This window comes from Pseudomonas sp. SWRI51 (assembly GCF_014268825.1).
Classification (GTDB): Bacteria; Pseudomonadota; Gammaproteobacteria; order Pseudomonadales; family Pseudomonadaceae; genus Aquipseudomonas; species Aquipseudomonas farsensis.
Genome location: NZ_JABWRG010000026.1, coordinates 1 through 24,996 on the forward strand (window position 1 = coordinate 1; position 24,996 = coordinate 24,996).

The window sequence follows — 24,996 nt, forward strand, 5'->3', positions numbered from 1 at the left end:
GAGAGTAGGTCATCGTCAAGATTCATTTCGCAAAACCCCTATCTGCGCATGCAGGTAGGGGTTTTGTCTTTCTGGCGCAAGAATCTCTAGGCTTGTGCCAGCTCTGCCAGGTGCTCAACCGCCTTTTCGCTTTTGAGCACCAGCACGTCGCCCTCCAGGGCATCAAGCACCACCTCCGCCGTATTACCGATCAATGCTCCGGAGATACCGGTGCGGCTAACGGTGCCGATAATGGTGACCACTGCGTCGTACTTCTGTTCGGTATAGGGAATCAGCACATCTGCTGGCCCTTCTGCCACGTGCAGCCTGTCGTCACTGATATCAAACTCGGCTTGGAAGGCTTTGCAGGCTTCTCGGTAGCGTCGTTCGATCGATTCACTCAGTTGCAGAACAGGGTCTGATGCCGAGAGCATGGGGGAGGGGTGCGCACTGATCACATGCAATTCACCCTTGGTCAGGCCGGCAATGGCGAAGCCGTGGTCGATGATGCTGGCGTGCAGGTGACGATGATCCTCATCCTGGTTACCCACATCCACGGCCGCCAGGATAACGCCGCCCGTCCAGGGGCGTTCGCTCTTGACCATCAGCACGGCGCTTGGGCATAGACGCAGCAGTTTCCAGTCACTGGGGGTGAGCAATGCCTTGCGCAGAGGGTTATCAGGGGAATGCTCCTTGATTACCAGCTCGCATCCTTCGGCCTGCTGCACGGCGATGATCGACTCATGCAGGCTGTCTTTCCAGATTTGTTCATGGCTGACGTTGTCGTACCCGTCGTCGTGCAACTGGCTGCTAAGCAAGCTCAGCAATGCACTGTGTTCCTGCTTCTTGTCACACATCAGCAAGTGCAGGCGTGCGCCGGTCACCCCGGCGATAAGCTTGGCGCGGGTCAGGGCACGGCTGTGGGCGTGGTGCGGGTCGAGAACGACCAGAATACTGCGAACGGCTTGCATGGCTGAAACTCCGTTGTGAATGACGACCGATGGCTGACTATAGCCAGCGCTGCTCGTGACGCCGCTTGACGTGAATCAAGCATAGACACTGGCACCTGCCGCTGCCGCCGGTATAATCCACGGCCCCTGAGGATGCCTGTCTGATTGTGAGTGCCATGTCCCTGATTCCTGAAATCGAAGCCTTTCTCGGTTGCCGCACCCCCGATGCCTGGATCGAAGCGGCGCTCGCCGACCAGCAAACGCTGTTGATCGACCACAAGAATTGCGAGTTCAAGGCGGCCAGTACCGCGCTCAGCTTGATCGCCAAATACAACGCGCATCCAGAGCTGATCAATATGATGTCGCGCCTGGCCCGTGAAGAGCTGGTCCACCACGAGCAGGTATTGCGCATCATGAAGCGCCGTGGTGTGCCGCTACGCCCCGTTTCAGCCGGGCGCTATGCATCGGGCCTGCGCCGCCTTGTGCGTGCTCACGAGCCGGTGAAGTTGGTAGACACGCTGGTGGTGGGGGCATTTATTGAAGCGCGCAGTTGCGAGCGTTTTGCTGCGATTGCGCCGCACCTGGACGAGGAACTTGGCAAGTTCTACAACGGTTTGCTCAAGAGCGAAGCGCGGCATTATCAGGGGTATCTTAAGCTTGCCCACCATTATGGCGATGCACAGGACATCGCCTTGGTGGTGGAGAAGGTGCGTCAGGCTGAGGTGGAGCTGATTACCTCGCCCGACCAAGAGATGCGCTTTCACAGCGGCATCCCCTTGGCCCTGGCTGCCTGAGCGTCGCTGCCGTTACTGGCGGCGCCCCAGCAGCAAGCCGACTACCAGGCCAAAACCTGCAGAAATGGCCACCGTCTGCCACGGATGGCCGCCAATGTATTCCTGGGTGGCATCGACCACCGGCTGCGCACGTTGGCCAAGGCGGGTGGTAGCCTGACGGGCCTGGCTCAGTTTCTGGCCAATTTGCGCGCGCAGGGTTTCGGCCTCTTCGCCCACCAGCGCAGCGCTGTCGCTGAGCAGTTTTTCCGACTCTTCGATCAATGCCTGCAGCTCGCTGAATACCTGATCCTTGATCTGGTCGCTGTTCGATTGCGCGCCGTTTTTCCTGGCCATGTGAACATCCTCATGAAAGGTTTGGGTCAACAGTTGATGCCGTTGCGTCTGGAAAGTTGCAGCAGACTGCCGATGGCTTCGCGGCACGGTGTAAGATAGCGCCCATTTTTCAGTGGCAGGTATTTCCCCATGAGTTTCAATCTGGCCAACATGAGCTACCAGGAAAGGGCGCAGATCGAGGCAGAAAAGGCGCGTTTATTCGCCTATTGGCAAGCCAACCTCGGCAAGGCCAAAGCCGAAGCCGGCCGCTTGATTGCCGAGAAGCCGCGGCGCAAGGGCAAATGGGCGGAATGGGTGCGGGGCGAGTTCGAAAGCATGTCGCCACCTGAATTCACGAGCCTGGTGCGCAGCGAAGTGAACAAGATGATGGCCGCCGCCAACTCAGGCCGCTAATCACTGTCCAAAGCCGTTGCCGGCTGTGCGTTGAAACATCACGAAAGCATTCCCTCATTCGCATCGAACCCAGCGCGCCTTAGGCTATCCAACGCCCAGGCGCGCTTTTTCGTGGAGGAGGTGAAGCATGAACCTGTTGCCAACACTGGCCCTTGGCTTGCTGCTGAGCCTGCCCCTGCACGCCGCGCCTGTGGCGCCACCGCTGCTGCTTGCCGCCAGCGACAGCAACAACCCCTACAACAGCCCGATTCAACGCGCCAACCCCAACAGTCGTCAGGGCAGCGTCCCGGCCACCCCGGCGGTACGCGGCCCCGGCACCCAGCCCAATCCGCGGCCGCCGACGCTTGAAAATCGCGGCATTGGCAACGGTGATAACCTGCGCCGCCAACCACAGGCCCCTAACCTCGAACCTACCCGCCCACCGCGCGATTCGCAGCATGCGCCCTGAGCCCTTTCGAAGGAACCGAGCATGACGTTACGTACCTGGCTGTCCACCCTGGCTGCGGCCAGCCTTTTCCCGTTGCTGGCCACGGCCGCAGTCGAACAGCAGTTCCCCAGTGAAGAAGGCATGCTGACGGTCAAAACCGTCGCTAATGGCTTGCGCAACCCGTGGGCGCTGGCCTTTCTGCCGGGTGGCCAAGACATGCTGGTCACCGAGCGCTCAGGCAACCTGCGCATCGTCAACACCGACGGCAAGGTCGGGCCGCCCTTGAACGGTGTGCCCAAGGTTTGGGCCGAAGGGCAGGGCGGGCTGCTGGATGTTGCGCTGTCGCCGCAGTTCGACAAGGACCGCACGGTGTACCTGTCGTTTGCTGAGGAGGGCAGCGACGGCAAAGCCGGTACTGCGGTCGGCCGTGGCCAATTGTCCGAGGACAAAACCCGTCTGGAAAACTTCACGGTGATTTTCCGCCAGCAACCGAAGCTGTCGGTCGGTAATCACTTTGGCTCGCGGTTGGTCTTCGACCGTGATGGCTACCTGTTTATCGCCTTGGGTGAGAACAACCAGCGCGCCACCGCCCAAGACCTGGACAAGCTTCAGGGTAAGGTGGTGCGCATTCTCCCTGGCGGCGAAGTCCCCAAGGACAACCCTTTTGTTGGTCGCGACAATGTGCAGCCGCAGATCTGGTCGTTCGGCCACCGCAACCAGCAGGGCGCTGCGCTGAACCCGTGGACAGGTGAACTATGGACTAACGAGCACGGCCCGCGTGGCGGCGACGAGATCAACATTCCCAAGCCCGGCAAGAACTACGGCTGGCCGGTTGCGACCCACGGCATCAACTATTCGATGCTGCCAATCCCGGAAGCGAAGGGTAAACACGTCGATGGCATGGTCGACCCGCATCACGTCTGGGAAAAATCGCCCGGCGTCAGCGGCATGGCCTTCTATGACAACCCCACTTTCACCGAGTGGGACCACAACCTGTTCATTGGCGCATTGGCGACCCAGGAACTGATCCGGCTGCAACTCGACGGCGACAAGGTGGTGCATGAGGAGCGCCTGCTCGGCGACCTGAAAGCGCGTATCCGTGACGTGCGGGTCGGCCCGGACGGCTACCTGTATGTATTGACGGACGACAAGGACGGCGCGCTGCTCAAGGTTGGCCTGCGCAAGGACTCATAGCCCATCCTGCGCAGCAGCTGCCAACTGGCGTACCATGCCGGCCATGAATCCCCAATCGCTCTACCACCAGGCGCTCAGCGAGCGCGGGTTTGCTCTGGACCCGGCCCAGGCCGCCGCTGTCGCCGCCTTGCAGGCTTGCTTCGAGGCGTTGCAGTGCGGTGGCCGCCCCCAGGGGCTGTACCTCTGGGGGCCGGTTGGCCGTGGCAAGACCTGGCTGATGGACCTGTTCCACCGCTGCCTGCCCACCGCTGCCCGCCGCCAGCACTTTCACCACTTCATGGCCTGGGTGCACCAGCGGCTGTTTCAGCTCAATGGCACCGCAGACCCGCTCAAGGCCCTGGCTCGTGGACTTGCCGGGCAAATACGTGTGTTGTGCTTCGACGAGCTGTTCGTCAGCGACATAGGCGATGCGATCATTCTTGGTCGGCTGTTCCAGGTGCTGTTCGAGGAAGGCGTGGTGATTGTCGCCACCTCCAACCAGCCGCCCGACCAACTGTACCGCGATGGCTTCAACCGCGAACGCTTCCTCCCAGCTATCGCCGCCATCCAACAGCATATGCGGGTGATACCAGTGGCTGGCGGGCAGGACCATCGCTTGCACCCCGGCGCTCAGCAGCAGCGTTACTGGGTGGCACAGCCCGATGCGCTACAGCGTGTGTTCAAACAATTGAGCCCGAGCGATGCTGGCAGCACGCAACCGGTGCAATTGGGTTCGCGCCTGATCCCTGTGCTGCGCCACAGCCCGCAGGCCCTTTGGTGCCGCTTTGCCGACCTGTGCGAGCAACCATTGGCCGCTATCGACTTCATGGGGCTGTGCGACCGCTTCCCGGCGATCCTGCTGGGCGGTATTCCGGCGCTGAGCGGCGAGCAAGCCGCGGGGCGTATTGCCCGTGGTACTGAGGACGGCGCAGCGCGTGTGCTGGCCGGCGACCGCGAACTGCCGACGTTGGCGCCGAAGGATGACAGCGTACGCCGCTTCATCGCCTTGGTAGACGAATGCTACGACCGGCGGGTGCCGTTGTACCTGGAGGCCGAAGTGCCGCTGGAAGCGCTGTACACCAAAGGCTATCTGGCGTTCCCTTACCAGCGCACCCTCAGCCGGCTGCGGGAGATGCAATTGCAGCGCTTTGCCTGAATACGCGAGACCGGGTTGAAGCGTCGGCATTCTAGACGTTACCCGCTGTGAACCCAGCCCAAGGTCAATATGGCCACCACCAGGTAGCGCCCGGCCTTGGCCATGCTGACCAGCAGCAGGAAGCGCCAGAAGGGTTCGCGCATGATACCGGCAATCAGCGTAAGCGGGTCGCCGATCACCGGCATCCAGCTCAGCAGCAACGACCATTGGCCCCAGCGCTGGTAGCGCTGCTGGGCACGCTCCAGTTGCCTGGGGCTGAAAGGGAACCAGCGGCGGTCACGCAGCCGTTCGATACCCCGCCCCAGCAACCAGTTGACCACCGAGCCGAGCACATTGCCCACGGTGGCGACCAACAGCAATATCGCCCAGGCGTGCGGCTCGCGCAGCAGCAGGCCGACCAGTACCGCTTCGGACTGCAACGGCAACAAGGTGGCTGCGCCGAAGGCGCTGAGGAACAGCGCCCAGAGGCTGAGCATCAGTATTGGGCGACTACGGTGTCCTGGCCTGCGTTAGTCACTCCGATCACCTGGTAGGCATCCTTGCGATCACCCATTTCCATGCCCGGCGAGCCCATGGGCATACCCGGCACTGCCACGCCGTTGAGGTCGTCGCGCTCGGCCAGCAGCCGTACCTGCTCAGCCGGCACGTGGCCTTCGACGAACTTGCCGTTGATCACCCCGGTGTGGCATGAAGCCAGGCGCGGAGCCACGCCGAGGCGTTGCTTGACCGCGCTCATGTTCGGCTCGACATGGTCATTGACGGTGAAACCGTTGTCGCTCAGGTGCTTGATCCATGCCTTGCAGCAACCGCAGCTAGGGTCGCGATACACATCGATGGTTTCGGCGGCCTGCACCAACCCGCTAATGGCCAGCAGGGCGAAGGTCAGCAGATGTTTGCGCGGCATGGTGAGGCTCCTGTGAAACTGCACACTATTGAGTTGGGCTGGGGAACGCGGGTTGCCCCGTAGTCACTTTATCTGGCGCAGCTGTCAGGGGCCTGACGCACAGATTACAGGTCTGTCAGGCAGGCGTCTCGTCGTTGCCGAGGTCGCGCATCAACAGGCCGTATTCCAGCGCCACCTGCTCAGGGATGGGCAGGTACACCACGTGGCCATCGCCGGGTGCCACCTCGATAGCCTGCTGCTGGCGGTTATGCAAGCGCTGCAGGTCGAAGTGATAGTTGCCCTGTGGCGTCATCAGCTCCAGATGGTCGCCGATGGCGAAGCGGTTCTTCACCTTGACCTCCGCCAGGCCATCCACACGTACCCCGGTCAGTTCGCCAACGAACTGCTGGCGCTCGGATACCGAATTACCACGCTGGTAGTTCTGGTATTCGTCATGCACGTGGCGGCGCAGGAAGCCTTCGGTGTAGCCGCGCTGGGCTAGGGATTCCAGGTTGTCCATCAGGCCGCGGTCGAACGGCCGGCCAGCCTGAGCATCGTCGATCGCCTTGCGATAGGACTGCACGGCTCGCGCGCAGTAGAAGTGCGACTTGGTACGGCCTTCGATCTTCAGCGAGTGCACACCCATGCGGCTCAGGCGCTCGACGTGCTGGATGGCGCGCAGGTCCTTGGCATTCATGATGTAGGTGCCGTGCTCATCTTCGAACGCCGGCATTTCCTCGCCAGGGCGGTTGCTTTCCTGGAGCAGGAACACTTGGCTGGTGGGGCTGCCGAGCCCAAGCGTTGGCTCGTACTCGCGGACGATATCGCCGGTGGCATTTTCGTTGGCGGGGTTGGCCTGGTACTTCCAGCGGCAGGCGTTGGTGCAACTGCCTTGGTTGGCATCGCGCTTGTTCAGGTAGCCCGACAGCAAGCAGCGGCCTGAATAGGCCATGCACAACGCGCCGTGCACGAACACCTCCAGTTGCATGTCTGGCACCTGTTCGCGGATCTGCTCGATCTCTTCGAGGGACAGTTCACGCGACAGGATCACCCGGGTCAGGCCCATGCGCTGCCAGAACTGCACGCTGGCCCAGTTGACCGTATTGGCCTGCACCGACAAGTGCACCGGCATCTGCGGGAAATGTTCGCGCACCAGCATGATCAGCCCGGGGTCGGACATGATCAGCGCGTCCGGGCCCATGGCGATCACCGGCGCGATGTCCTTGAGAAAGGTCTTGAGCTTGGCGTTGTGCGGGGCAATGTTGACCACCACATAGAAGCGCTTGCCCAAGGCATGGGCCTCGTCGATGCCTTGGGCCAGGGTTGCGTGGTCGAATTCATTGTTGCGCACCCGCAGGCTGTAGCGCGGCTGGCCGGCGTATACCGCATCGGCGCCATAGGCGAAGGCGTAGCGCATGCTTTTGAGGGTGCCGGCAGGGGCCAGCAGTTCGGGTGGGGTGGGGGAGGTCATGGGGCGCACCGTGGGCAAAAGGCGCGGATGCTAGAACGGCGCGGCAATACCAGTATTGACCTGAATCAACGGCACTTTTGCCACTGCCTGGAGCACTAAGCTTTTGAACCCCTGAGGATTGCCCATGAACCAAACCGTATTACAGAACAAAGCCCTGACCGTGCTGCTTGCAGTGGTCACCATCGCGTTCATCTGGATCCTGCTGCCGTACTTCGGGGCGATTTTCTGGGCAGTCATTCTGGCCATCCTCTTCGCGCCATTGCAGCGCCGTTTAGTGATGCGCTTCGAGCGTAGACGCAACCTGGCAACCGCCACCACGCTGGCTATCTGCCTGCTGATCGCGATCCTGCCGGTCATCGTCATCAGTGCCTTGCTGGTGCAGGAGGGCGCCTCGCTCTACCAGCGCATCGAAAGTGGCCAGTTGGACATTGCCGGCTATATCGAGCGCGGCAAGGACATGTTGCCCGGCTACGCCCAGCATGCACTGGACCGGGTTGGCATGGGCAACCTCGACGGGCTGCGCGACAAGATCACCAAGTGGGCGACCCAGGGTAGCCAGTTTCTCGCCAGCCAAGCCTTCAGCTTCGGCCAGGGCACGTTCGATTTTCTGGTGAGCTTCGGCATCATGTTGTACGTGTTGTTCTTCTTCCTGCGCGAGGGCGCAGAAGTTGCGCGCAAAGTGCGCCAGGCAGTACCGCTGCCCGAGCACCAGAAGCGCCGCCTGCAATTGAAGTTCAAGCGTGTGGTGCGTGCGACGGTCAAGGGCAACCTGCTGGTGGCGATCACCCAAGGGGCGCTGGGTGGCTTGATCTTCTGGGTGCTGGGTATTCCCAGTGCGCTGGTATGGGCGGTGTTGATGGCGTTTCTGTCGCTGTTGCCGGCTGTGGGCGCGGGGATCGTCTGGGCGCCTGTGGCGGCGTACTTCCTGCTGACCGGTTCGACCTGGCAAGGCATCGTGCTGACTGCGTTCGGGGTGCTGGTAATCGGCATGGTCGACAACGTGCTGCGCCCGATCCTGGTCGGCAAGGACACGCGCATGCCCGACTACCTGATTCTGGTGTCCACCCTCGGCGGGCTTTCGGTATTCGGCCTCAATGGCTTTGTGATCGGGCCGCTGATCGCCGCGCTGTTCATTTCCAGCTGGGCAATCCTTGCCTCGAACAAGCAACAGGTGCAGTTGCCGTCGTGAACAGGGCCGCGAGGTTGCCCCGCGGCCCGTCCCTCAACGGAAGCTGTAGGACACCCCGGCGTATACGCCAAACCCTTCGCCCGGTGTCGAGCGGGCCACGTCCAGCCCTGCATCGTTGTAGCCTGGCGTAACTGTCGCTGCGTAGCGTTTGTTGGTCAGGTTGCGCAGGTCCAGCCAGGTTTGCCAGTCCTGCTTCGGCGAGTCCCAGCCAAGGCGCGCGCCAAGCAGGGCATAGGCATCGGCGTGATAGCTGTTGGCGTAGTCGGTCTGCACCTTGGAAGCCAGTTGCGCGTTGACCCCGGCATACAGCCCGCTCGGCCAGCCGTAGCGCAGTTCGGCCTGGTAGTAGTGCATCGGGATGCCGGGCAGGCGGTTGCCGCCGAACTCGTCGTCGTCGCGGTAGTGGAAGTCGCTGAAGGTGTAGGCCTGACGCAGGCTCAACTTGCCGGCGCCCGCTTGCTCCCAGAGGGTGCTGTCCAGGCCGGCTTCGACGCCCTGGTGCACGGTGGGGCTGGCGTTGGATTCCTTGGCAGGCAGGCCGGCGACGATCTCGACTGCGAGCAGCTCATGGCGTACCTGCGAGTAGTACCAGGCGAGATCCCAACGGCCGATAGCCGAATCGCCACGGGCGCCGAGTTCCAGGGTAGTTGCTGTCTGGTTCTGCAGCTCGATGGGCTGGGTAGCGACCGTAGACCCCCAGATCAGCGACCATGGATGCGGCGGTTCCACCGAGCGGCTGAGGTTCCCGTACACCTGCAACTGTGGGTTGATGTCGTAACGCAGGCCCACCCGCGGGGCATAGTCCCAGTCGTGCTGGCTGACTTTGCCGCCACTAGCCGGATAAGTCACAGCGCTCTCACGCCGGGTGTAGATCATCGCCATGCCGGTGGTGAGCCACAGGTCAGGGACCAACTCAAGGTCGTTGCTGGCGTGCAGTACGGTGTCCGAGCCCTGATAACTGAAGTCGCGAGTGCGCGCGCCGACAATATCGTCAACCCGCGAAAACTGCGACGCGCCACTGTTGGGCAGATGCTTGGTGGTGCGCCAGCCGACGGTGGTTTTGCTCTCGTGACCAAACAGCGTGTCGCGCCGGATGTAGTTCAGCGTGCCGCTGACATCGGTGTATGCAACCTTCAGTCGCATTGCACCTTCACGCAAGTCCATGGGGAAGTCGTGATACACAAGGCCCGCTTCCAGGCGTGAATCGTCGTCCAGGAAGAATGTGGTCTTGTTGCCCACCCATGTGCTGCCTGGTTGTGGGCGGCTGTCGTTGCGGGCCAGGTAGGCAGAGTTCGCCGCGCGCGGATCGTGTTTGATCTGCGCCTTGGTCAAGCGCCCGGCCAGCTCGTTCTCGGTCTCGCGGTAGCGCAGATAGAAGCGTGTTTCCAGGTTCGGGTTGAAGCGATAGCCAACGTTGGCGGCAATACCTTTGGCGCTGCCGCTGCTGTGTTTCTGGTAACCGTCGTATTCGGAGTCGGTGAGGGCAACGTAGTAATCGAGGTTGCCCAGCACCTGACCGGAGCTCACATGCCGGTGCTGATAGCCACGGCTGCCGACCTCGTAGCGCACCTGCAGGGGCGCGGCGTCGTAGCCGGTGTGCGTGACGTAATTAATCGCCCCACCCAGCGCCAGCGAGCCCTGCTCGAAGCCGTTGGCACCGCGCAGCACCTCGGCGCGGCTCAGCCACAGTGGCTCGAACAGCTCGTATGGGGTGCCACCGGGGCCGGTCAACGGCAGCCCGTCGAACATCGTGTAAACCCCCGAGCCGTGGGCGCCGGGGGCACGGTTGATGCCCGAGCCACGGATCGACAGCTTGATGCCATCGTTTCCGGCCGACTGGGCAAACACCCCCGGCTGGTAGGCCAAGACATCCTGATTGCTCGCCACCCGGCCCTGGCCGACCTCGTTCATGTCCACCAGGTTGCTGGCGCCGGGGATTTCACGCAGGCGCTGGGCGGCAGCTTCCTGTTCGCTCTGCGGTTGGTCGCGGATCACGACTTCGTCGAGTTCGACGCGGCCAGCGGCCTGGGTGGTGCCAGCGACCAACAGGGCCAGCAAGGAAGAGGGCAGGGTGGGGCGCATGGGGCGGGTTCCAGATCGAGTGCGGGAGTCTGACGCTTCGAAGAGCAGATGAAGCACAGTGACGCGTATGACATCACTATCGCGTCCGGACATGGTCTGTGTAGGAGCGGCCTTGTGTCGCGAAAGGGTCGCAACGCGGCCCCGGCCGTATCAGCTTGATTCAAATATCCTGGGGGCGCTTCGCACCCCTTTCGCGACACAAGGCCGCTCCTACACAGACTGTGTTCAACGGTATTTCGGGGCAAAAAGAAACCCCGCCGAGGCGGGGTTTGTTTTACATCAGCCAGCCAATCAGCCGACCAGGTGCAAACCAGCCTGCTGCACCAGCTCCAGCAGGGGTTGCGGGTACACACCCAGCACGAACGCAAGAATGGCGACGGCCAGCAGCATGACGCCACCGGTACGCTGTTCCCACTTCAGTGGGGCATCGTGGCGGCGCAGGTTCGGCTCCACCAGGTACAGGGTGACCATTACGCGCAGGTAGTAGTAGACACCGATGGCGCTACCCACCACCAAGGCGCCGACCAGCCACCACAGGTGCGACTCGACGCCAGTGGCGATGATGTAGAACTTGCCGATGAAGCCAGCAGTGAGCGGGATGCCCGCCAGCGACAGCATCATCACGGTCAGCACGGCGGTCAGGTACGGGCGGCGCCAGAACAGGCCGCGGTACTCGTACAGCGCGTCGGCGTCACGGCCCGCGTATGGCGAGGACATCAGCGTGATCACACCGAAGGCGCCAAGGCTGGTGATCACGTAGGTGACCAGGTACACGCCCATTGCTTCCATGGCCATGCCCTTGCTGGCAACCAGGGCGATGACCAGGTAGCCGAAGTGGGCGATGGAGGAGTAACCGAGCAGACGCTTGAGGTTGCTCTGGGTCAGCGCCAGCAGGTTGCCGACCAGGATCGAGGCCACTGCGATGACGGCCAGTACGGTGCTCAGCACACCGCTGCTGGCAGCCGGGGAGAGCATGTACAGGCGCACCAGAACAGCGAACACCGCTACCTTGCTGGCGGTTGCCAGGAACGCGGCGACAGGTGCCGGAGCACCTTCATACACGTCCGGCGTCCACAGGTGGAATGGCACCAGCGACAGTTTGAAGGCCAGACCTACCAGCATCATGCCCAGGCCCAGCTGTGCCAGCAGGCTCGGCATGCTGGTGGTCGCCAGGGCCTTGCCCAGCTGGTCGAAGGTCAGGCTGCCGGCATCGGCGTACAGCAGCGCCATGCCGAACAGCAGGAACGCAGAACCTGCTGCCGACAGCACCATGTACTTGATGCCAGCTTCGAGCGAGCGCTTGTTGAAGAACGCGTACGCCACCAGCCCGTAGACCGGCACCGACAGCAGCTCCAGGCCGATGAACAGGCCAGCCAGGTGGTTGGCGCTGACCAGCACCAGGCCGCCCAGTGCCGACATCAGCAGCAGCAGGTAAAGCTCTTCACGGTTGCCCGGGAAGCCTTTGGAGCCTTCACCCAGATAAGCATGAGCAAGGGTTACGCAGGCCAGCGTGGCGATCAGGATGACCGCCATGTACAGGCAGGCGAACTTGTCGATGGTCACAAGCGTTGTGACCGCCAGCGGTGCAACCTTGAGTGCCGGCAGGATCGACAGCAGGGCCAGGTTCAGCCCCACGGTGGACAGCAGGAAGGTCTGCGAGTGGTTGCGCTTCCAGGCGATCGCCAGCATCACCACCACCGTGGTGATGGTGGTGATCAGCATCGGCGCCAATGCGATGAAGTGTTGAGTGGTGAATTCCATAGCGCTCTTACCGGGCCGAAGCGAGTTGAGTGAAAGCGGAACCGAGCCACTGCTGCACACCACTCATGGTGGCGGCAGAGGTGTCGAGGAACGGCTGCGGGTACACGCCCAGCACGATCAGCAGCACGGCCAGGCCCAGCACCATGATCAGCTCGCGCGCGTCCATGCCGGCCAGCACGGTATCGGCCTTGGACGGGCCGAAGTAGGCGCGGTGGATCATGATCAGCGAGTACACCGAACCGAACACCAGGCCAGTGGTGGCAATCACGGTGATCCAAGGCACGTGGGCGAAGCTGCCGATCAGGATCAGGAACTCGCCGACGAAGTTGCCGGTACCCGGAAGGCCCAGCGAGGCCGCGGCGAAGAACAGGCTGATGGCCGGCAGGTACGCGATGCGGTGCCACAGGCCGCCCATCTGGCGCATGTCACGGGTGTGCAGGCGCTCGTACAGTTGGCCGGAGAGGATGAACAGCGCTGCTGCCGATACACCGTGGGCGAGCATCTGGATCACGGCGCCTTGCAGGGCTTGCTGGCTGCCGGAGTAGATACCGATCAGCACGAAGCCCATGTGCGAGACGCTGGAGAACGCGATCAGGCGCTTGATGTCGCTTTGAGCGAAGGCCAGGAAGGCGCCGTAGAAGATGCCGATCAGACCCAGGGTCATGGCGATTGGCGCGAACTCGGCCGAGGCGTTCGGGAACAGCGGCAGGGCAAAGCGCAGCAGGCCGTAGGCGGCGGTCTTCAGCAGGATACCTGCCAGGTCCACGGAGCCTGCGGTCGGTGCCTGGGCATGGGCGTCTGGCAGCCAGGAGTGGAACGGTACCACTGGCAGCTTCACCGCGAAGGCGATGAAGAAGCCCAGCATCAGCACGTATTCCACGCCAGGCGGCAGTTCGGCCTTGAGCAGGTCGCTGTAGTTGAAGGTCAGCACGCCGGTGGTGTTGTAGTTCACCAGCACCAGGCCAAGGATCGCCACCAACATGATCAGGCCGCTGGCCTGGGTGAAGATGAAGAACTTGGTGGCAGCGTAGATCCGGGTCTTCTTGCCGTCTGCCGAGCTATGGCCCCAGAGCGCGATGAGGAAATACATCGGCACCAGCATCATTTCCCAGAAGAAGAAGAACAGGAACAGGTCCAGTGCCAGGAACACACCGACCACACCGCCCAGGATCCACATCAGGTTGAGGTGGAAGAAGCCGACGTGGCGCTGGATCTCTTTCCACGAGCACAACACCGACAGCACGCCGAGCAGGCCGGTCAGCAGGATCATCAGCAGCGACAGGCCATCCAGCGCCAGGTGGATGCTGATGCCGAAGCGCTTGATCCACTCGACTTTGTATTCCAGCGCCCAGGCAGGTTCTGCGCCAGGGGCCGGGGCCAGGGTGTAGTCACCGTTCGCCCACAGCCACAGGCCGATGCCGAGCAGCAGGGACATGGTCAGCAGCGCGATCCAGCGCGGCAGGGTAGAGCCGAAGCGCTCACCCAGCCAGCACAGGAAGCCGCCGATGAAAGGAATCAGGATCAGCCAAGGCAAAATCATGACGGGTTCGTTTCCTTTTGCAGAGTCGCAAGGTTCGCAACGTTCATGGTCATACCGCCGCCACTACTACAGCGCCAAGTACCAGTACGGCACCGATGGCGATGGACGCGGTGTACCAGCGCAGTTGTCCGGTCTCGGTCTTGCTCATGGCGACGTGGCCGCCACGCGCCAGGCGCGGGATCAGGCCGATACCGTGGTCAACCGGGTCCTTGCGCAGAAGGTGGCTGATCAAGAGGTAAGGCTTGACGAACAGCTTGTCGTAGATCCAGTCGAAGCCCCAGGCGGCGAACCACCAGGCCGACAGCACACGGCCGATGCCGCTGTTGGCGATGCTGCTGACGAAGCGGCGCTTGCCCAGGAACAGCATGGCCGACAGCAGGATACCGGCGATGGCGATAGCGCCCGAAGCGATCTCCAGCGAGTGCTTGGCTTCGCCACCGGCGTGGCCTGCGCTCTGCGGCAGTACGCCTGCCAGTGGCGGGTGAATCCATGCACCGATGAAGGTCGACAGCACGATCAGCACACCCAGCGGCAGCCAGTGGCTGATGCCGTGGCCAGCATGGGCTTCGGTCTTGGCTTCGCCGTGGAAGGCGATGAAGATCAGGCGGAAGGTGTACAGCGAGGTCATGAAGGCGCCCAGCAGGCCGGCATACAGCAGGCCGCTGTTACCGCTGGCGAAGGCTTCCCAGAGGATTTCATCCTTGGAATAGAAGCCCACGGTCAGGATCGGCAGGGCGGCCAAGGCAGCACCACCGACCACGAAGCTTGCGTAGGCCAGCGGCAGTTTCTTCCACAGGCCGCCCATCTTGAAGATGTTCTGCTCGTGGTGGCAGGCAACGATCACCGCACCGGAGGCAAGGAACAGCAGGGCCTTGAAGAACGCGTGGGTCATCAGGTGGAAGATTGCCGCGTCCCAGGCACCTACGCCCAAGGCCAGGAACATGTAGCCGATCTGGCTCATGGTCGAGTAGGCGAGGATACGCTTGATGTCGGTCTGCACCAGCGCGGCGAAGCCGGCCAGTACCAGGGTCACGCCACCCACCACACCCACAAGGTGCAGGATATCCGGTGCCAACAGGAACAGGCCGTTGGTACGGGCGATCAGGTAGACACCTGCGGTGACCATGGTTGCGGCGTGGATCAGTGCCGAAACCGGGGTCGGGCCTGCCATCGCGTCGGCCAGCCAGGTCTGCAGCGGCAACTGCGCCGATTTACCGACCGCACCACCGAGCAGCATCAGGGTGGCCAGCACCATCCAGGTGTCACCAGCCTTGAACTTCTGCGGTGCCAGCACCAGCAGTTCCTGCACATTCAGCGTACCCAGCTGGGCGAACAGAATGAACAGGCCAATGGCCATGAACACGTCGCCGATACGGGTGACGATGAACGCCTTTAGCGCTGCGTTACCGTTGTTGCGGTTGCTGTAGTAGAAACCGATCAACAGGTACGAGCACAGGCCCACGCCTTCCCAGCCGAAGTAGATGAACAGCAGGTTATCGCCCAGGATCAGGAACAGCATGCTGGCGATGAACAGGTTGGTGTACGAGAAGAAGCGCGAGTAACCGGCTTCGCCACGCATGTACCAGGACGCGAACAGGTGGATCAGGAAGCCGACACCGGTCACCACACCGAGCATGGTGACCGACAGGCCATCCAGGTACAGGGTGAAGTTAGGTGCAAAGCCGTCAACCGACATCCACTGCCACAGCAGTTGGCTGTAGGCGCCGCCTTCAGGTGGGGCCACGTTGAACTGCCAGATCACGTAGGCGGAGGTGGCGGCCGAAAGGCCTACCGAACCCACGCCGATGAGCGCCGACAGGTTCTCCGAGAAGCGCCCGCGCGAGAACGACAGCAGCAGGAAGCCGATCAGGGGGAAGACGAAAGTCAGGAAGAGTAGGTTCATCCGCGCATCTCACTGGCAGCATCGATGTCGAGAGTGTGGAAGCGGCGATACAGCTGCAGCAGGATCGCCAGGCCAATGCTGGCCTCGGCGGCTGCCAGGCTGATCACCAGAATGAACATCACCTGGCCGTCGGGTTGTACCCAACGGGCACCGGCGACGATGAACGCCAGGGCAGCAGCGTTCATCATGACTTCCAGGCTCATGAGCACGAAGAGGATGTTGCGGCGGACCATCAGGCCAACCAGACCTAAGCAGAACAGGATGCCGGCGACCGCCAGACCATGCTCGAGAGGGATAGCACCCATGATTTACTCCTTCGCCTCGTTGCGGCCCAGGTGGAAGGCGGTGACGGCTGCAGCGAGCAGCAGCATCGAGGCCAGTTCGACCACCAGCAGATAAGGGCCGAACAGGCTGATGCCCACGGCCTTGGCGTCCACGGTGGTGCCGCTGATGGCAGCGCCGCTCGGGCTGGCGAACAGCACGTAGAGCAGTTCGAGCAGCAGCAGCGCGCCCAGCAGCACTGGCCCCGCCCAGATGCCCGGCTTGAGCCAGCCACGTTCCTGGGCGACCGAAGCCGGCCCAAGGTTCAGCATCATCACCACGAACACGAACAGCACCATGATGGCGCCGGCGTAGGCGATCACTTCCAGGGCGCCAGCAAACGGTGCACCGAGGGAGAAGAAGATCATTGCCACGGAAATCAGCGAAATGATCAGGTAGAGCAGGGCGTGCACGGGGTTGGTGCCGGTAACCACCCGAAGGGTGGAGACCACGGCGATCCCGGATGCAAAGTAGAAAGCGAATTCCATCTTTCTGTCCTTATGGGAGCAAGCTCTTCACGTTGATCGGCTCGGCTTCGTTCTGTGCAGCGCCTTTCGGCTTGCCAGCGATGGCCATGCCCGCAACACGGTAGAAGTTGTAGTCAGGGTTCTTGCCGGGGCCGGAGATCAACAGATCTTCTTTCTCGTACACCAGGTCCTGACGCTTGAACTCGGCCATTTCGAAATCCGGGGTGAGCTGGATTGCGGTGGTCGGGCACGCTTCTTCACACAGGCCGCAGAAGATGCAACGCGAGAAGTTGATGCGGAAGAACTCGGGGTACCAACGGCCGTCCTCGGTTTCGGCCTTCTGCAGCGAGATGCAGCCGACCGGGCAGGCTACCGCGCAGAGGTTGCACGCCACGCAGCGCTCTTCACCGTCGGGGTCGCGCGTGAGCACGATGCGGCCGCGATAGCGCGGCGGCAGGTATACCGCTTCTTCCGGGTATTGCAGGGTGTCGCGCTTGCGGAACCCGTGGGAGAACACCATGGCCAGGCTGCGCAGCTGAGTGCCGGTGCCCTTAACGATGTCGCCGATATATTTGAACATGGGTCAAATCCTCACTGGGCCGCGACGGCTGGCGTGTTGTAAAGCACGATCGCAGCGGTCACCAGCAAATTGATCAAGGTCAGCGGCAGGCAGAACTTCCAGCTGAAGTCCATCACCTGGTCATAGCGTGGGCGCGGGATCGAGGCGCGCAGCAGGATGAACAGCATGATGAAGAAGCCGGTCTTCAGTGCGAACCACAGGAACGACAGTTGCGGCAAAATGCCGAACGGGCCGTGCCAGCCGCCGAAGAACAGGGTTACCAGCAGCGCCGAGATGAGGATGATGCCGATGTACTCACCCACGAAGAACATGCCCCATTTCATGCCGGCATATTCAATGTGGTAGCCGTCGGCCAGTTCCTGCTCCGCTTCGGGCTGGTCGAACGGGTGACGGTGAGTCACGGCGACGCCGGCGATGAAGAAGGTGCAGAAGCCGAAGAACTGCGGAATGATGAACCACAGGTTCTGGGCCTGGTATTCAACGATGTCGCGCATGTTGAACGAGCCCACCTGGACCACCACACCCATCAGCGCCAGGCCCAGGAACACCTCGTAGGAGACGGTCTGCGCCGAGGCCCGCAAGCTGCCCAGCAGGGCGTACTTGTTGTTCGACGACCAGCCGGCGAACAGCACCGCGTACACCGAGAGGCCCGCCATGGCGAAGAAGAACAGCAGGCCGATGTTCAGGTCTGCCACGCCCCACAGCGGGGTGATCGGGATCACGCAGAAGGCGATCAGCAGGGCGCTCATGGCCACAACCGGTGCCAGGGTGAAGATCATGCGGTCGACGAAAGGTGGGTTCCAGTCTTCCTTGAAGAACATCTTCAGCATGTCGGCAGCGATCTGGAACATGCCGAACGGGCCTACGCGGTTCGGGCCGTAACGGTCCTGCCACCAGCCCAGCAGACGGCGCTCGACGAAGCTGAGCAAGGCGCCGCACACCACCACCGCCAGCAACACCACGATGGCGCGCACGACGGTGAGGATCACGTCGATCACTTCGGGGGTGAACCAGCTCATTGTGCTGCCTCCTGCAGGCCTTCGACGGGTGCACCGAAGATGGCTGGTGGGATGCCGGCCAGGCCTTTGGGCAACGCAACCAGGCCTGCGCCCAGCTCTTCATTGATACGCAGCGGCAGGCGCAGCGAAACGCCGGCCACCGACAGGCTCAGCAACGCGCCTTCGTTGACACCCAGGCGGTCGGCTTCGGCCTTGGCCAGGGCCACGTATGGCGCAGGGATGCGCTCCTGCACCGGGGCTGCGCGCGAGGAGTTCTCTTCGCTGCCGAACAGGTGGAAGAACGGTACGGCGGTCCAGGTGCCACGGGCCGGGTTGAACGCACCGGGAATGGCGTTGAACCAGCTCAGGCGGTCGCCTTGGCTTTCGATCAGGCGCACGCCCGGGTCACCTGCACGCAGATGGCCACCCACCTCGTCCTGGAACTTGTTCCAGGCCTGCGGCGAGTTCCAGCCCGGCGACCAGGCGAACGGCACCTGCTGGCGCGGTTCGGCCGAACCCGAATAGCCTTCCATGGAGAAGGCGAACGCGGTGTCCTTGTCTTGCGGGGTACGTGGCTCGTGCACGCTGATATTGGCGCGCATGGCGGTACGGCCGGAGTAACGCAGCGGCTCACGGGCAAGCTTCATGCCCTTGATGCGGAATGCCGCGCTTGGCGCTGCGTTGACGATGCCGGCCAGTTGCGGGGCGGCTTCGGCGCACGCGCTGGTGACCTGGTCAAGCTGCGTCCAGTCCACCGGCTTGTTGAGCAGGGTGGCACGCAGGGCGTGCATCCAGCGCCAGCCTTCATGGATCTGGATGCTGCTGTCCAGGTACTGCGGGTCGAACACCTGGAAGAAACGCTGGGCGCGGCCTTCGAGGCTGACCAAGGTGCCGTCGCCTTCGGCGAACGACGCCGCTGGCAGCACCAGGTGGGCGCGGTCCAGGGTGGCAGTCTTGGTGTGGTCGGCAACGATGACCACTTTGGCAGCCGCCAGGGCCGCGTCGACCTTGGCCGCCGGCAGGCGCGCGTACAGGTCGTTTTCCAGCACCACGATGGCATCGGCCTTGCCGCTGATGACCGCATCCAGCGCGGCATCGGCGGAGTCGCCACCCAACATGGCCAGGCCCAGGCTGTTGGCCTCAGGTACGACAAGAGTCAGCGAACCGTTCTTCTCGCGCAGCTTGAGGGCCTTGGCGATGTTGGCAGCGGCTTCGATCAGGGCGGGGTCGGCCAGCGAGGTGCCTGCAACCACCAATGGGCGGTTGGCGGCAACCAGTGCATCGGCGATGCGTTGGGCCAGGGCCTTGGCTTCGTCGTCCAGGCCGGCAACGGCAGGGGCGCTCGGGTCGATGGCGTGGGCCACGGCGAAACCGATGCGGGCGAGGTCCGCAGGGGCTGCGTGGACGCATTCCTCGGCGACGTCGTCGAGCTTGGTTTCAGCCAGCGAGGCGATGAACAGCGGGTACAGCGCGTGCTGGCCGATGTTCTTCACGGCGGCGTCCAGCCATGGCTGCACGCGCATGGCATCGGCCATTGCCTCGGCCTTGCCCTTGGTCGCCTGGCGCACGGCCAGTGCTACGCGGGCGGCGGTCTGGGTCAGGTCTTCGCCGAGCACGAACACAGCGTCGTGGTCTTCGATGTCGCGCAAGGTAGGCACGGGCAGCGGGCTGTTGTTCAGTACATCGAGCACCAGGCGCACGCGGGCCAGCTCACCGGCTTCGATACCCGAGTAGAAGTACTCGGTGCCGACCAGCTCACGCAGGCCGTAGTTGCTCTCGAGGCTGGCGCGTGGCGAGCCGATACCGACGATGGTGCGGCCGCGCAGCAGGTCGGCAGCCTTGTCCAGGGCGGCGTCCAGCGACAGCTTGCTGCCGTCGGCCAGCAGTGGCTGGCGTGGGCGGTCGCTGCGGTTGACGTAGCCATAGCCGAAGCGCCCACGGTCGCACAGGAAGTACTGGTTCACCGAGCCGTTGAAACGGTTCTCGATACGGCGCAGTTCACCGTAACGCTCGCCGGGGCTGATGTTGCAGCCGCTGGAGCAGCCATGGCAGATGCTTGGGGCAAACTGCATGTCCCACTTGCGGTTGTAGCGCTCGGAGTGGGTCTTGTCGGTGAACACACCGGTCGGGCAGACCTCGGTGAGGTTGCCGGAGAACTCGCTTTCCAGCACGCCGTCTTCAACGCGACCGAAGTACACGTTGTCGTGGGCGCCGTACACACCCAGGTCGGTGCCGCCGGCGTAGTCCTTGTAGTAGCGCACGCAGCGGTAGCAGGCGATGCAGCGGTTCATTTCGTGGGAAATGAACGGGCCGAGGTCCTGGTTCTGGTGGGTACGCTTGGTGAAGCGGTAACGGCGCTCGTTGTGGCCGGTCATTACCGTCATGTCTTGCAGGTGGCAGTGGCCGCCTTCCTCACACACGGGGCAATCGTGTGGGTGGTTGGTCATCAGCCATTCGACGACGCTGGCGCGAAACGCCTTGGACTCTTCGTCTTCGATGGAGATCCAGGTGCCGTCGGAGGCAGGGGTCATGCAGGACATGACGATGCGACCACGGGTGTCGTTCTCGTCGGTGTACTGCTTGACCGCGCACTGCCGGCAGGCACCGACGCTTCCGAGCGCCGGGTGCCAGCAGAAATAAGGGATGTCGAGGCCGAGCGACAGACAGGCCTGTAACAGGTTGTCTGCACCGTTGACTTCGAGCGCTTTGCCGTCTACGTGGATAGTGGCCATGGTTCAAAGTTCTTCGTTGGCCCGCGTGAGCGGGCGTGGCTAATGGAAATCGGTGAGCCCGCGGCCGGCCTCGAATCGTTCGGGCCGGCCTGCAGGCTGGCGGGTGGCACGGACCACCCGCTGTCTATCTTGTTATGCGCCGACCACAACCGGCCCGGACGCGATCGGCTTGGCCAGGTTCGGGCGCAGGGTGTCGGCAGCGCTTGCTGGTGCGACACCGGCCTCGAATTCGGAGCGGAAGTACTTGATGGCACTGCCCAGCGGCTCGACGGCACCTGGTGCGTGAGCACAGAAGGTACGGCCTGGGCCGAGGAAGTTGACCAGCCCCAGCAGGGTCTCGATGTCTTCGGCTCGGCCTTGGCCGGCTTCCAGCGAGCGCAGCATCTTCACGCTCCATGGCAGACCGTCGCGGCACGGGGTGCACCAGCCGCACGACTCACGGGCGAAGAACTCTTCCATGTTGCGCAGCAGCGAGACCATGTTGACGCTGTCGTCCACGGCCATGGCCAGGCCCGTACCCATACGGGTGCCGACCTTGGCGATGCCGCCTGCGTACATTTGTGCGTCCAGGTGCTCAGGCAGCAGGAAGCCAGTACCGGCGCCGCCTGGCTGCCAGCACTTGAGCTTGAAGCCGTCCCGCATGCCGCCGGCGTAGTCTTCGAACAGCTCGCGTGCGGTCACGCCGAATGGCAGCTCCCACAGACCGGGGTTTTTTACCTTGCCAGAGAAGCCCATCAGCTTGGTGCCGTGGTCTTCACTGCCTTCACGGGCCAGCGACTTGTACCAGTCGTTGCCGTTGGCGACGATGGCCGGCACGTTGCACAGGGTTTCGACGTTGTTCACACACGTCGGCTTGCCCCACACACCAACGGCGGCAGGGAAGGGCGGCTTGGAGCGCGGGTTGGCGCGGCGGCCTTCGAGGGAGTTGATCAGTGCGGTTTCTTCACCGCAGATGTAACGCCCGGCGCCGGTGTGCACGAACAGCTCGAAGTCAAAGCCCGAACCCAGGATGTTCTTGCCCAACAGGCCAGCGGCCTTGGCTTCATCGATGGCACGGTTGAGGTTCTTGGCTGCAGTGGTGTATTCGCCACGTAGGAAGATGTAGCCGCGGTAGGCCTTCAGCGCGCGGGCGCTGATCAGCATGCCTTCGATCAGCAGATGGGGCTGTTGCTCCATCAGCATGCGGTCTTTCCAGGTGTTCGGCTCCATTTCATCCGCGTTGCACAGCAGGTAGCGGATGTTCATGGATTCGTCTTTGGGCATCAGCCCCCACTTCACGCCGGTGGGGAAGCCTGCGCCGCCACGGCCCTTCAGGCCCGAGTCCTTGACGCTCTGCACGATGTCGTCCTGCGACATCTCGGCCAGGGCCTTGCGCGCCGCCGCGTAGCCGTTCTTGGTTTGGTACTCGGCCAACCAGACCGGCTCGCCGTCGTCACGCAGGCGCCAGGTCAGCGGGTGGGTTTCGGCCGAGCGCGCAATGCGGTTGGCCGGGCCGAAGGAAGTAATGGTCATACGTAACCCTCCAGCAGCTTGGAAACGCCAGCAGGCTGCACGTCGCCAAAGGTGTCGTCGTCGATCATCAGTGCCGGGGCCTTGTCGCAGTTGCCCAGGCAGCACACTGGCAGCAGGGTGAAGCGCCCGTCAGTGGTGGTCTGGCCCAGGCCGATGCCCAGCTCGCTCTGGATCTGGCTGACCACCGATTCGTGGCCGCCGATGTAGCAGACCATGCTGTCGCACACACGGATGATGTGGCGGCCAACTGGCTGGCGGAAAATCTGGCTGTAGAAGGTGGCCACACCTTCGACATCGCTGGCAGGGATGCCCAGCACTTCGCCGATGGCGTAGATCGCGCCGTCCGGCACCCAGCCGCGCGACTTTTGCACGATCTTGAGGGCTTCGATGGACGCCGCGCGCGGGTCCTCGTAGTGATGCATCTCGTGCTCGATGGCCGAGCGCTCGGTTTCGCTCAGGGCGAAACGGTCGGTTTGGATAAGCGTGTTGTTCATGCTTAGCGGTCCACGTCAGCCATAACGAAGTCGATACTGCCCAGGTACGCAATGAGGTCCGCGACCATGCTGCCTTTGATCACCGAAGGGATCTGCTGCAGGTGCGGGTAGCTCGGGGTGCGGATCCGGGTGCGGTAGCTCATGGTGCCGCCGTCGCTCGTCAGGTAGTAACTGTTGATGCCCTTGGTCGCCTCGATCATCTGGAACGACTCGTTGGCCGGCATGACCGGGCCCCACGAGACTTGCAGGAAGTGAGTGATCAAGGTCTCGATGTGCTGCAGGGTGCGCTCTTTGGGCGGCGGCGTGGTCAGCGGGTGATCCGCCTTGTACGGGCCTTCCGGCATGTTGCGCAGGCACTGGTCGATGATGCGGATACTCTGGCGCATCTCCTCGACCCGGACCATGCAGCGATCGTAGGCATCGCCGTTGTGGGCCAGCGGTACTTCGAACTCGAAGTTCTCGTAGCCGGAGTAGGGGCGCGCTTTACGCAGGTCGAAGTCGCAACCGGTGGAGCGCAGGCCGGCACCGGTGGTGCCCCATTCCAGGGCCTCTTTGGTGTTGTACGCGGCAACGCCGATGGTACGGCCCTTGAGGATGCTGTTCTGCAGCGCAGCCTTGGTGTATTCGTCCAGGCGCTTTGGCAGCCAATCGACGAAGTCCTTGACCAGTTTTTCCCAACCGCGTGGCAGGTCGTGGGCGACGCCACCGATGCGGTACCAGGCCGGGTGCAGGCGGAAACCGGTGATCGCTTCGATCACGGTGTAGGCGCGCTGGCGGTCGGTGAAGGTGAAGAACACCGGGGTCATGGCGCCCACGTCCTGGATATAGGTACCCAGGAACAGCAGGTGGCTGGTGATGCGGAAGAATTCTGCAAGCATGACGCGGATAACGTCGACTTTCTGCGGCACCTTGATGCCCGCCAGCTTCTCGACGGCCAACACGTACGGCAGGTTATTCATCACCCCGCCGAGGTAGTCGATACGGTCGGTGTAGGGGATGAAGCTGTGCCACGACTGGCGCTCGGCCATTTTTTCGGCTCCACGGTGGTGGTAGCCGATGTCCGGGACGCAGTCGACGATTTCTTCGCCGTCCAATTGCAGCACGATACGGAACGCACCGTGGGCCGAAGGGTGGTTGGGGCCAAGGTTGAGGAACATGTAGTCCTCGTTGGCGCCCTGGCGTTTCATGCCCCAGGCTTCGGGGTTGAAGCGCGCCGACTCTTCTTCGAGCTGCTGCTTGGCAAGGGTCAGGCTGAACGGGTCGAACTCGGTGGCGCGGGCAGGGTAGTCCTTGCGCAGCGGGTGACCTTCCCAGGTGGGCGGCATCATGATGCGGCTCAGGTGCGGGTGGCCGGCAAAGTCGATGCCGAACATGTCCCACACTTCACGCTCGTACCAGTTGGCGTTCGGCCAGATGCTGGTCACGCTCGGCAGGTTGAGGTCGCCTTCGCTGAGCGACACCTTGATCATCACGTCGCTGTTACGTTCGATCGACAGCAGGTGGTAGAACACGCTGAAGTCGGCGGCGGGCAGGCCACGGCGCTGGGTGCGCAGGCGTTCGTCGACGCCGTGCAGGTCGTACAGCATGCTGTAGGGCTTGGCGACGCCACGCAGGAAGCTCAGCACTTCCTTGAGTTGTGCGCGCTTGACCCACAGTACCGGCATGCCGGTGCGGGTTTCCTGGGCGACGAATGCTTCGGCGCCAAAGCGGTTGTTCAGTTCGACGACCACATCTTGGTCGTCAGCCTTGTAAGGCGGAATGAAAATAGCGTTGTCCGCTGTCATGGTCTCGGTCGCTTTGGGTCAACGTTAAGAATGAAGCCAGGCCGCCGGCTCCATGGGAGCGGGCGGCAGGTCGC

23 protein-coding genes are annotated in these 24,996 nt (G+C 62.8%); 6 read left to right on the forward strand and 17 right to left on the reverse strand.

The annotated features are described in order from the left end of the window. Positions 1-86: 86 nt before the first annotated feature. Entirely contained in the window at positions 87-950 is an 864-nt protein-coding gene (locus HU720_RS10725) for a universal stress protein (protein WP_186519903.1), read from the reverse strand. A 155-nt stretch (positions 951-1,105) separates the two neighbouring features. Between HU720_RS10725 and HU720_RS10730 the strand changes: the two genes are divergently transcribed. Continuing rightward, positions 1,106-1,723: a tRNA-(ms[2]io[6]A)-hydroxylase gene (locus HU720_RS10730; protein ID WP_186519904.1), complete on the forward strand. Its 618-nt coding sequence runs from the start codon at positions 1,106-1,108 to the stop codon at positions 1,721-1,723. Between the two features lie 12 nt (positions 1,724-1,735). On the opposite strand, the gene HU720_RS10735 is transcribed toward HU720_RS10730, so the two are convergent. Then, positions 1,736-2,056: a DUF883 family protein gene (locus HU720_RS10735; protein ID WP_186519905.1), complete on the reverse strand. Its 321-nt coding sequence runs from the start codon at positions 2,054-2,056 to the stop codon at positions 1,736-1,738. A gap of 129 nt (positions 2,057-2,185) precedes the next feature. On the opposite strand from HU720_RS10735, the gene HU720_RS10740 reads away from it, so the two are divergent. From HU720_RS10740 to zapE, 4 genes are all read left to right on the forward strand, one after another. Beyond that, a complete protein-coding gene (locus HU720_RS10740; protein ID WP_186519906.1) occupies positions 2,186-2,449 on the forward strand; it encodes a hypothetical protein in 264 nt (87 codons plus the stop codon). A 127-nt stretch (positions 2,450-2,576) separates the two neighbouring features. Further along, positions 2,577-2,897, forward strand: a complete 321-nt coding sequence (locus tag HU720_RS10745) for a hypothetical protein (RefSeq protein ID WP_186519907.1) — start codon at positions 2,577-2,579, stop codon at positions 2,895-2,897. Between the two features lie 21 nt (positions 2,898-2,918). Then, positions 2,919-4,070, forward strand: a complete 1,152-nt coding sequence (locus HU720_RS10750; RefSeq protein ID WP_186519908.1) for a PQQ-dependent sugar dehydrogenase — start codon at positions 2,919-2,921, stop codon at positions 4,068-4,070. Positions 4,071-4,104: 34 nt separating this feature from the next. Further along, complete coding sequence (gene zapE, locus HU720_RS10755; protein ID WP_238337682.1) at positions 4,105-5,205, forward strand: cell division protein ZapE; 1,101 nt, start codon at positions 4,105-4,107, stop codon at positions 5,203-5,205. Positions 5,206-5,243: 38 nt separating this feature from the next. Here the strand turns inward: zapE and HU720_RS10760 are convergent, their stop codons facing one another. The 3 genes from HU720_RS10760 to yegQ all read right to left on the reverse strand — a co-directional run bounded on the left by HU720_RS10760 (position 5,244) and on the right by yegQ (position 7,559). Beyond that, positions 5,244-5,681 (reverse strand): YqaA family protein, encoded by a 438-nt coding sequence (locus tag HU720_RS10760; protein ID WP_186519910.1) that lies wholly within the window; start codon positions 5,679-5,681, stop codon positions 5,244-5,246. Beyond that, the gene (locus tag HU720_RS10765; RefSeq protein ID WP_186519911.1) at positions 5,681-6,109 is read right to left on the reverse strand and encodes a DUF411 domain-containing protein; all 429 of its coding nucleotides are present in this window, start codon (positions 6,107-6,109) and stop codon (positions 5,681-5,683) included. The genes HU720_RS10760 and HU720_RS10765 overlap by 1 nt, the downstream gene beginning before the upstream one ends. 115 nt (positions 6,110-6,224) lie before the next feature. Continuing rightward, on the reverse strand, positions 6,225-7,559 hold the full coding sequence (gene yegQ, locus HU720_RS10770; protein ID WP_186519912.1) for a tRNA 5-hydroxyuridine modification protein YegQ: 1,335 nt from the start codon (positions 7,557-7,559) through the stop codon (positions 6,225-6,227). A gap of 124 nt (positions 7,560-7,683) precedes the next feature. Here yegQ and HU720_RS10775 point away from each other — a divergent pair, with 124 nt between their 5' ends. Continuing rightward, on the forward strand, positions 7,684-8,748 hold the full coding sequence (locus HU720_RS10775; RefSeq protein WP_186519913.1) for an AI-2E family transporter: 1,065 nt from the start codon (positions 7,684-7,686) through the stop codon (positions 8,746-8,748). Between the two features lie 33 nt (positions 8,749-8,781). Here the strand turns inward: HU720_RS10775 and HU720_RS10780 are convergent, their stop codons facing one another. The 12 genes from HU720_RS10780 to nuoC all read right to left on the reverse strand — a co-directional run bounded on the left by HU720_RS10780 (position 8,782) and on the right by nuoC (position 24,922). Then, positions 8,782-10,830 carry a TonB-dependent receptor gene (locus HU720_RS10780; RefSeq protein WP_186519914.1) on the reverse strand — a complete coding sequence of 683 codons (2,049 nt, stop codon included), beginning with the start codon at positions 10,828-10,830 and terminating at the stop codon, positions 8,782-8,784. Between the two features lie 291 nt (positions 10,831-11,121). Further along, positions 11,122-12,591 (reverse strand): NADH-quinone oxidoreductase subunit NuoN, encoded by a 1,470-nt coding sequence (gene nuoN, locus HU720_RS10785; protein WP_186519915.1) that lies wholly within the window; start codon positions 12,589-12,591, stop codon positions 11,122-11,124. Positions 12,592-12,598: 7 nt separating this feature from the next. Then, positions 12,599-14,131 carry an NADH-quinone oxidoreductase subunit M gene (gene nuoM, locus HU720_RS10790; RefSeq protein ID WP_186519916.1) on the reverse strand — a complete coding sequence of 511 codons (1,533 nt, stop codon included), beginning with the start codon at positions 14,129-14,131 and terminating at the stop codon, positions 12,599-12,601. A gap of 49 nt (positions 14,132-14,180) precedes the next feature. After that, positions 14,181-16,034 carry an NADH-quinone oxidoreductase subunit L gene (nuoL, locus tag HU720_RS10795; protein ID WP_186519917.1) on the reverse strand — a complete coding sequence of 618 codons (1,854 nt, stop codon included), beginning with the start codon at positions 16,032-16,034 and terminating at the stop codon, positions 14,181-14,183. After that, a complete protein-coding gene (nuoK, locus tag HU720_RS10800; RefSeq protein WP_023631349.1) occupies positions 16,031-16,339 on the reverse strand; it encodes an NADH-quinone oxidoreductase subunit NuoK in 309 nt (102 codons plus the stop codon). Before nuoK ends, nuoL begins: the two co-directional genes overlap by 4 nt. A 3-nt stretch (positions 16,340-16,342) precedes the next feature. Further along, positions 16,343-16,843 (reverse strand): NADH-quinone oxidoreductase subunit J, encoded by a 501-nt coding sequence (nuoJ, locus tag HU720_RS10805; RefSeq protein ID WP_186519918.1) that lies wholly within the window; start codon positions 16,841-16,843, stop codon positions 16,343-16,345. Positions 16,844-16,853: 10 nt separating this feature from the next. Beyond that, positions 16,854-17,402 (reverse strand): NADH-quinone oxidoreductase subunit NuoI, encoded by a 549-nt coding sequence (gene nuoI, locus HU720_RS10810; protein ID WP_039602697.1) that lies wholly within the window; start codon positions 17,400-17,402, stop codon positions 16,854-16,856. Between the two features lie 11 nt (positions 17,403-17,413). After that, positions 17,414-18,421: an NADH-quinone oxidoreductase subunit NuoH gene (gene nuoH / locus HU720_RS10815; protein ID WP_186519919.1), complete on the reverse strand. Its 1,008-nt coding sequence runs from the start codon at positions 18,419-18,421 to the stop codon at positions 17,414-17,416. Then, entirely contained in the window at positions 18,418-21,132 is a 2,715-nt protein-coding gene (gene nuoG / locus HU720_RS10820) for an NADH-quinone oxidoreductase subunit NuoG (RefSeq protein WP_186519920.1), read from the reverse strand. The genes nuoH and nuoG overlap by 4 nt, the downstream gene beginning before the upstream one ends. A gap of 132 nt (positions 21,133-21,264) precedes the next feature. Next, the gene (nuoF, locus tag HU720_RS10825) at positions 21,265-22,644 is read right to left on the reverse strand and encodes an NADH-quinone oxidoreductase subunit NuoF (RefSeq protein WP_186519921.1); all 1,380 of its coding nucleotides are present in this window, start codon (positions 22,642-22,644) and stop codon (positions 21,265-21,267) included. Beyond that, complete coding sequence (gene nuoE, locus HU720_RS10830; RefSeq protein WP_186519922.1) at positions 22,641-23,138, reverse strand: NADH-quinone oxidoreductase subunit NuoE; 498 nt, start codon at positions 23,136-23,138, stop codon at positions 22,641-22,643. The genes nuoF and nuoE overlap by 4 nt, the downstream gene beginning before the upstream one ends. Before the next feature lie 2 nt (positions 23,139-23,140). Beyond that, positions 23,141-24,922, reverse strand: coding sequence for an NADH-quinone oxidoreductase subunit C/D (nuoC, locus tag HU720_RS10835; protein ID WP_186519923.1), 1,782 nt, complete (start codon positions 24,920-24,922; stop codon positions 23,141-23,143). Between the last annotated feature and the right edge of the window lie 74 nt (positions 24,923-24,996).

Excerpts from the sequence above, each read along its gene's own strand:
- HU720_RS10725 (WP_186519903.1), bottom strand. The coding sequence starts at position 950 with ATGCAAGCCGTTCGCAGTATTCTGGTCGTTCTCGACCCGCACCACGCC.
- HU720_RS10730 (WP_186519904.1), top strand. The coding sequence starts at position 1,106 with ATGTCCCTGATTCCTGAAATCGAAGCCTTTCTCGGTTGCCGCACCCCC.
- HU720_RS10735 (WP_186519905.1), bottom strand. The coding sequence starts at position 2,056 with ATGGCCAGGAAAAACGGCGCGCAATCGAACAGCGACCAGATCAAGGAT.
- HU720_RS10740 (WP_186519906.1), top strand. The coding sequence starts at position 2,186 with ATGAGTTTCAATCTGGCCAACATGAGCTACCAGGAAAGGGCGCAGATC.
- HU720_RS10745 (WP_186519907.1), top strand. The coding sequence starts at position 2,577 with ATGAACCTGTTGCCAACACTGGCCCTTGGCTTGCTGCTGAGCCTGCCC.
- HU720_RS10750 (WP_186519908.1), top strand. The coding sequence starts at position 2,919 with ATGACGTTACGTACCTGGCTGTCCACCCTGGCTGCGGCCAGCCTTTTC.
- zapE (WP_238337682.1), top strand. The coding sequence starts at position 4,105 with ATGCCGGCCATGAATCCCCAATCGCTCTACCACCAGGCGCTCAGCGAG.
- HU720_RS10760 (WP_186519910.1), bottom strand. The coding sequence starts at position 5,681 with ATGCTCAGCCTCTGGGCGCTGTTCCTCAGCGCCTTCGGCGCAGCCACC.
- HU720_RS10765 (WP_186519911.1), bottom strand. The coding sequence starts at position 6,109 with ATGCCGCGCAAACATCTGCTGACCTTCGCCCTGCTGGCCATTAGCGGG.
- yegQ (WP_186519912.1), bottom strand. The coding sequence starts at position 7,559 with ATGACCTCCCCCACCCCACCCGAACTGCTGGCCCCTGCCGGCACCCTC.
- HU720_RS10775 (WP_186519913.1), top strand. The coding sequence starts at position 7,684 with ATGAACCAAACCGTATTACAGAACAAAGCCCTGACCGTGCTGCTTGCA.
- HU720_RS10780 (WP_186519914.1), bottom strand. The coding sequence starts at position 10,830 with ATGCGCCCCACCCTGCCCTCTTCCTTGCTGGCCCTGTTGGTCGCTGGC.
- nuoN (WP_186519915.1), bottom strand. The coding sequence starts at position 12,591 with ATGGAATTCACCACTCAACACTTCATCGCATTGGCGCCGATGCTGATC.
- nuoM (WP_186519916.1), bottom strand. The coding sequence starts at position 14,131 with ATGATTTTGCCTTGGCTGATCCTGATTCCTTTCATCGGCGGCTTCCTG.
- nuoL (WP_186519917.1), bottom strand. The coding sequence starts at position 16,034 with ATGAACCTACTCTTCCTGACTTTCGTCTTCCCCCTGATCGGCTTCCTG.
- nuoK (WP_023631349.1), bottom strand. The coding sequence starts at position 16,339 with ATGGGTGCTATCCCTCTCGAGCATGGTCTGGCGGTCGCCGGCATCCTG.
- nuoJ (WP_186519918.1), bottom strand. The coding sequence starts at position 16,843 with ATGGAATTCGCTTTCTACTTTGCATCCGGGATCGCCGTGGTCTCCACC.
- nuoI (WP_039602697.1), bottom strand. The coding sequence starts at position 17,402 with ATGTTCAAATATATCGGCGACATCGTTAAGGGCACCGGCACTCAGCTG.
- nuoH (WP_186519919.1), bottom strand. The coding sequence starts at position 18,421 with ATGAGCTGGTTCACCCCCGAAGTGATCGACGTGATCCTCACCGTCGTG.
- nuoG (WP_186519920.1), bottom strand. The coding sequence starts at position 21,132 with ATGGCCACTATCCACGTAGACGGCAAAGCGCTCGAAGTCAACGGTGCA.
- nuoF (WP_186519921.1), bottom strand. The coding sequence starts at position 22,644 with ATGACCATTACTTCCTTCGGCCCGGCCAACCGCATTGCGCGCTCGGCC.
- nuoE (WP_186519922.1), bottom strand. The coding sequence starts at position 23,138 with ATGAACAACACGCTTATCCAAACCGACCGTTTCGCCCTGAGCGAAACC.
- nuoC (WP_186519923.1), bottom strand. The coding sequence starts at position 24,922 with ATGACAGCGGACAACGCTATTTTCATTCCGCCTTACAAGGCTGACGAC.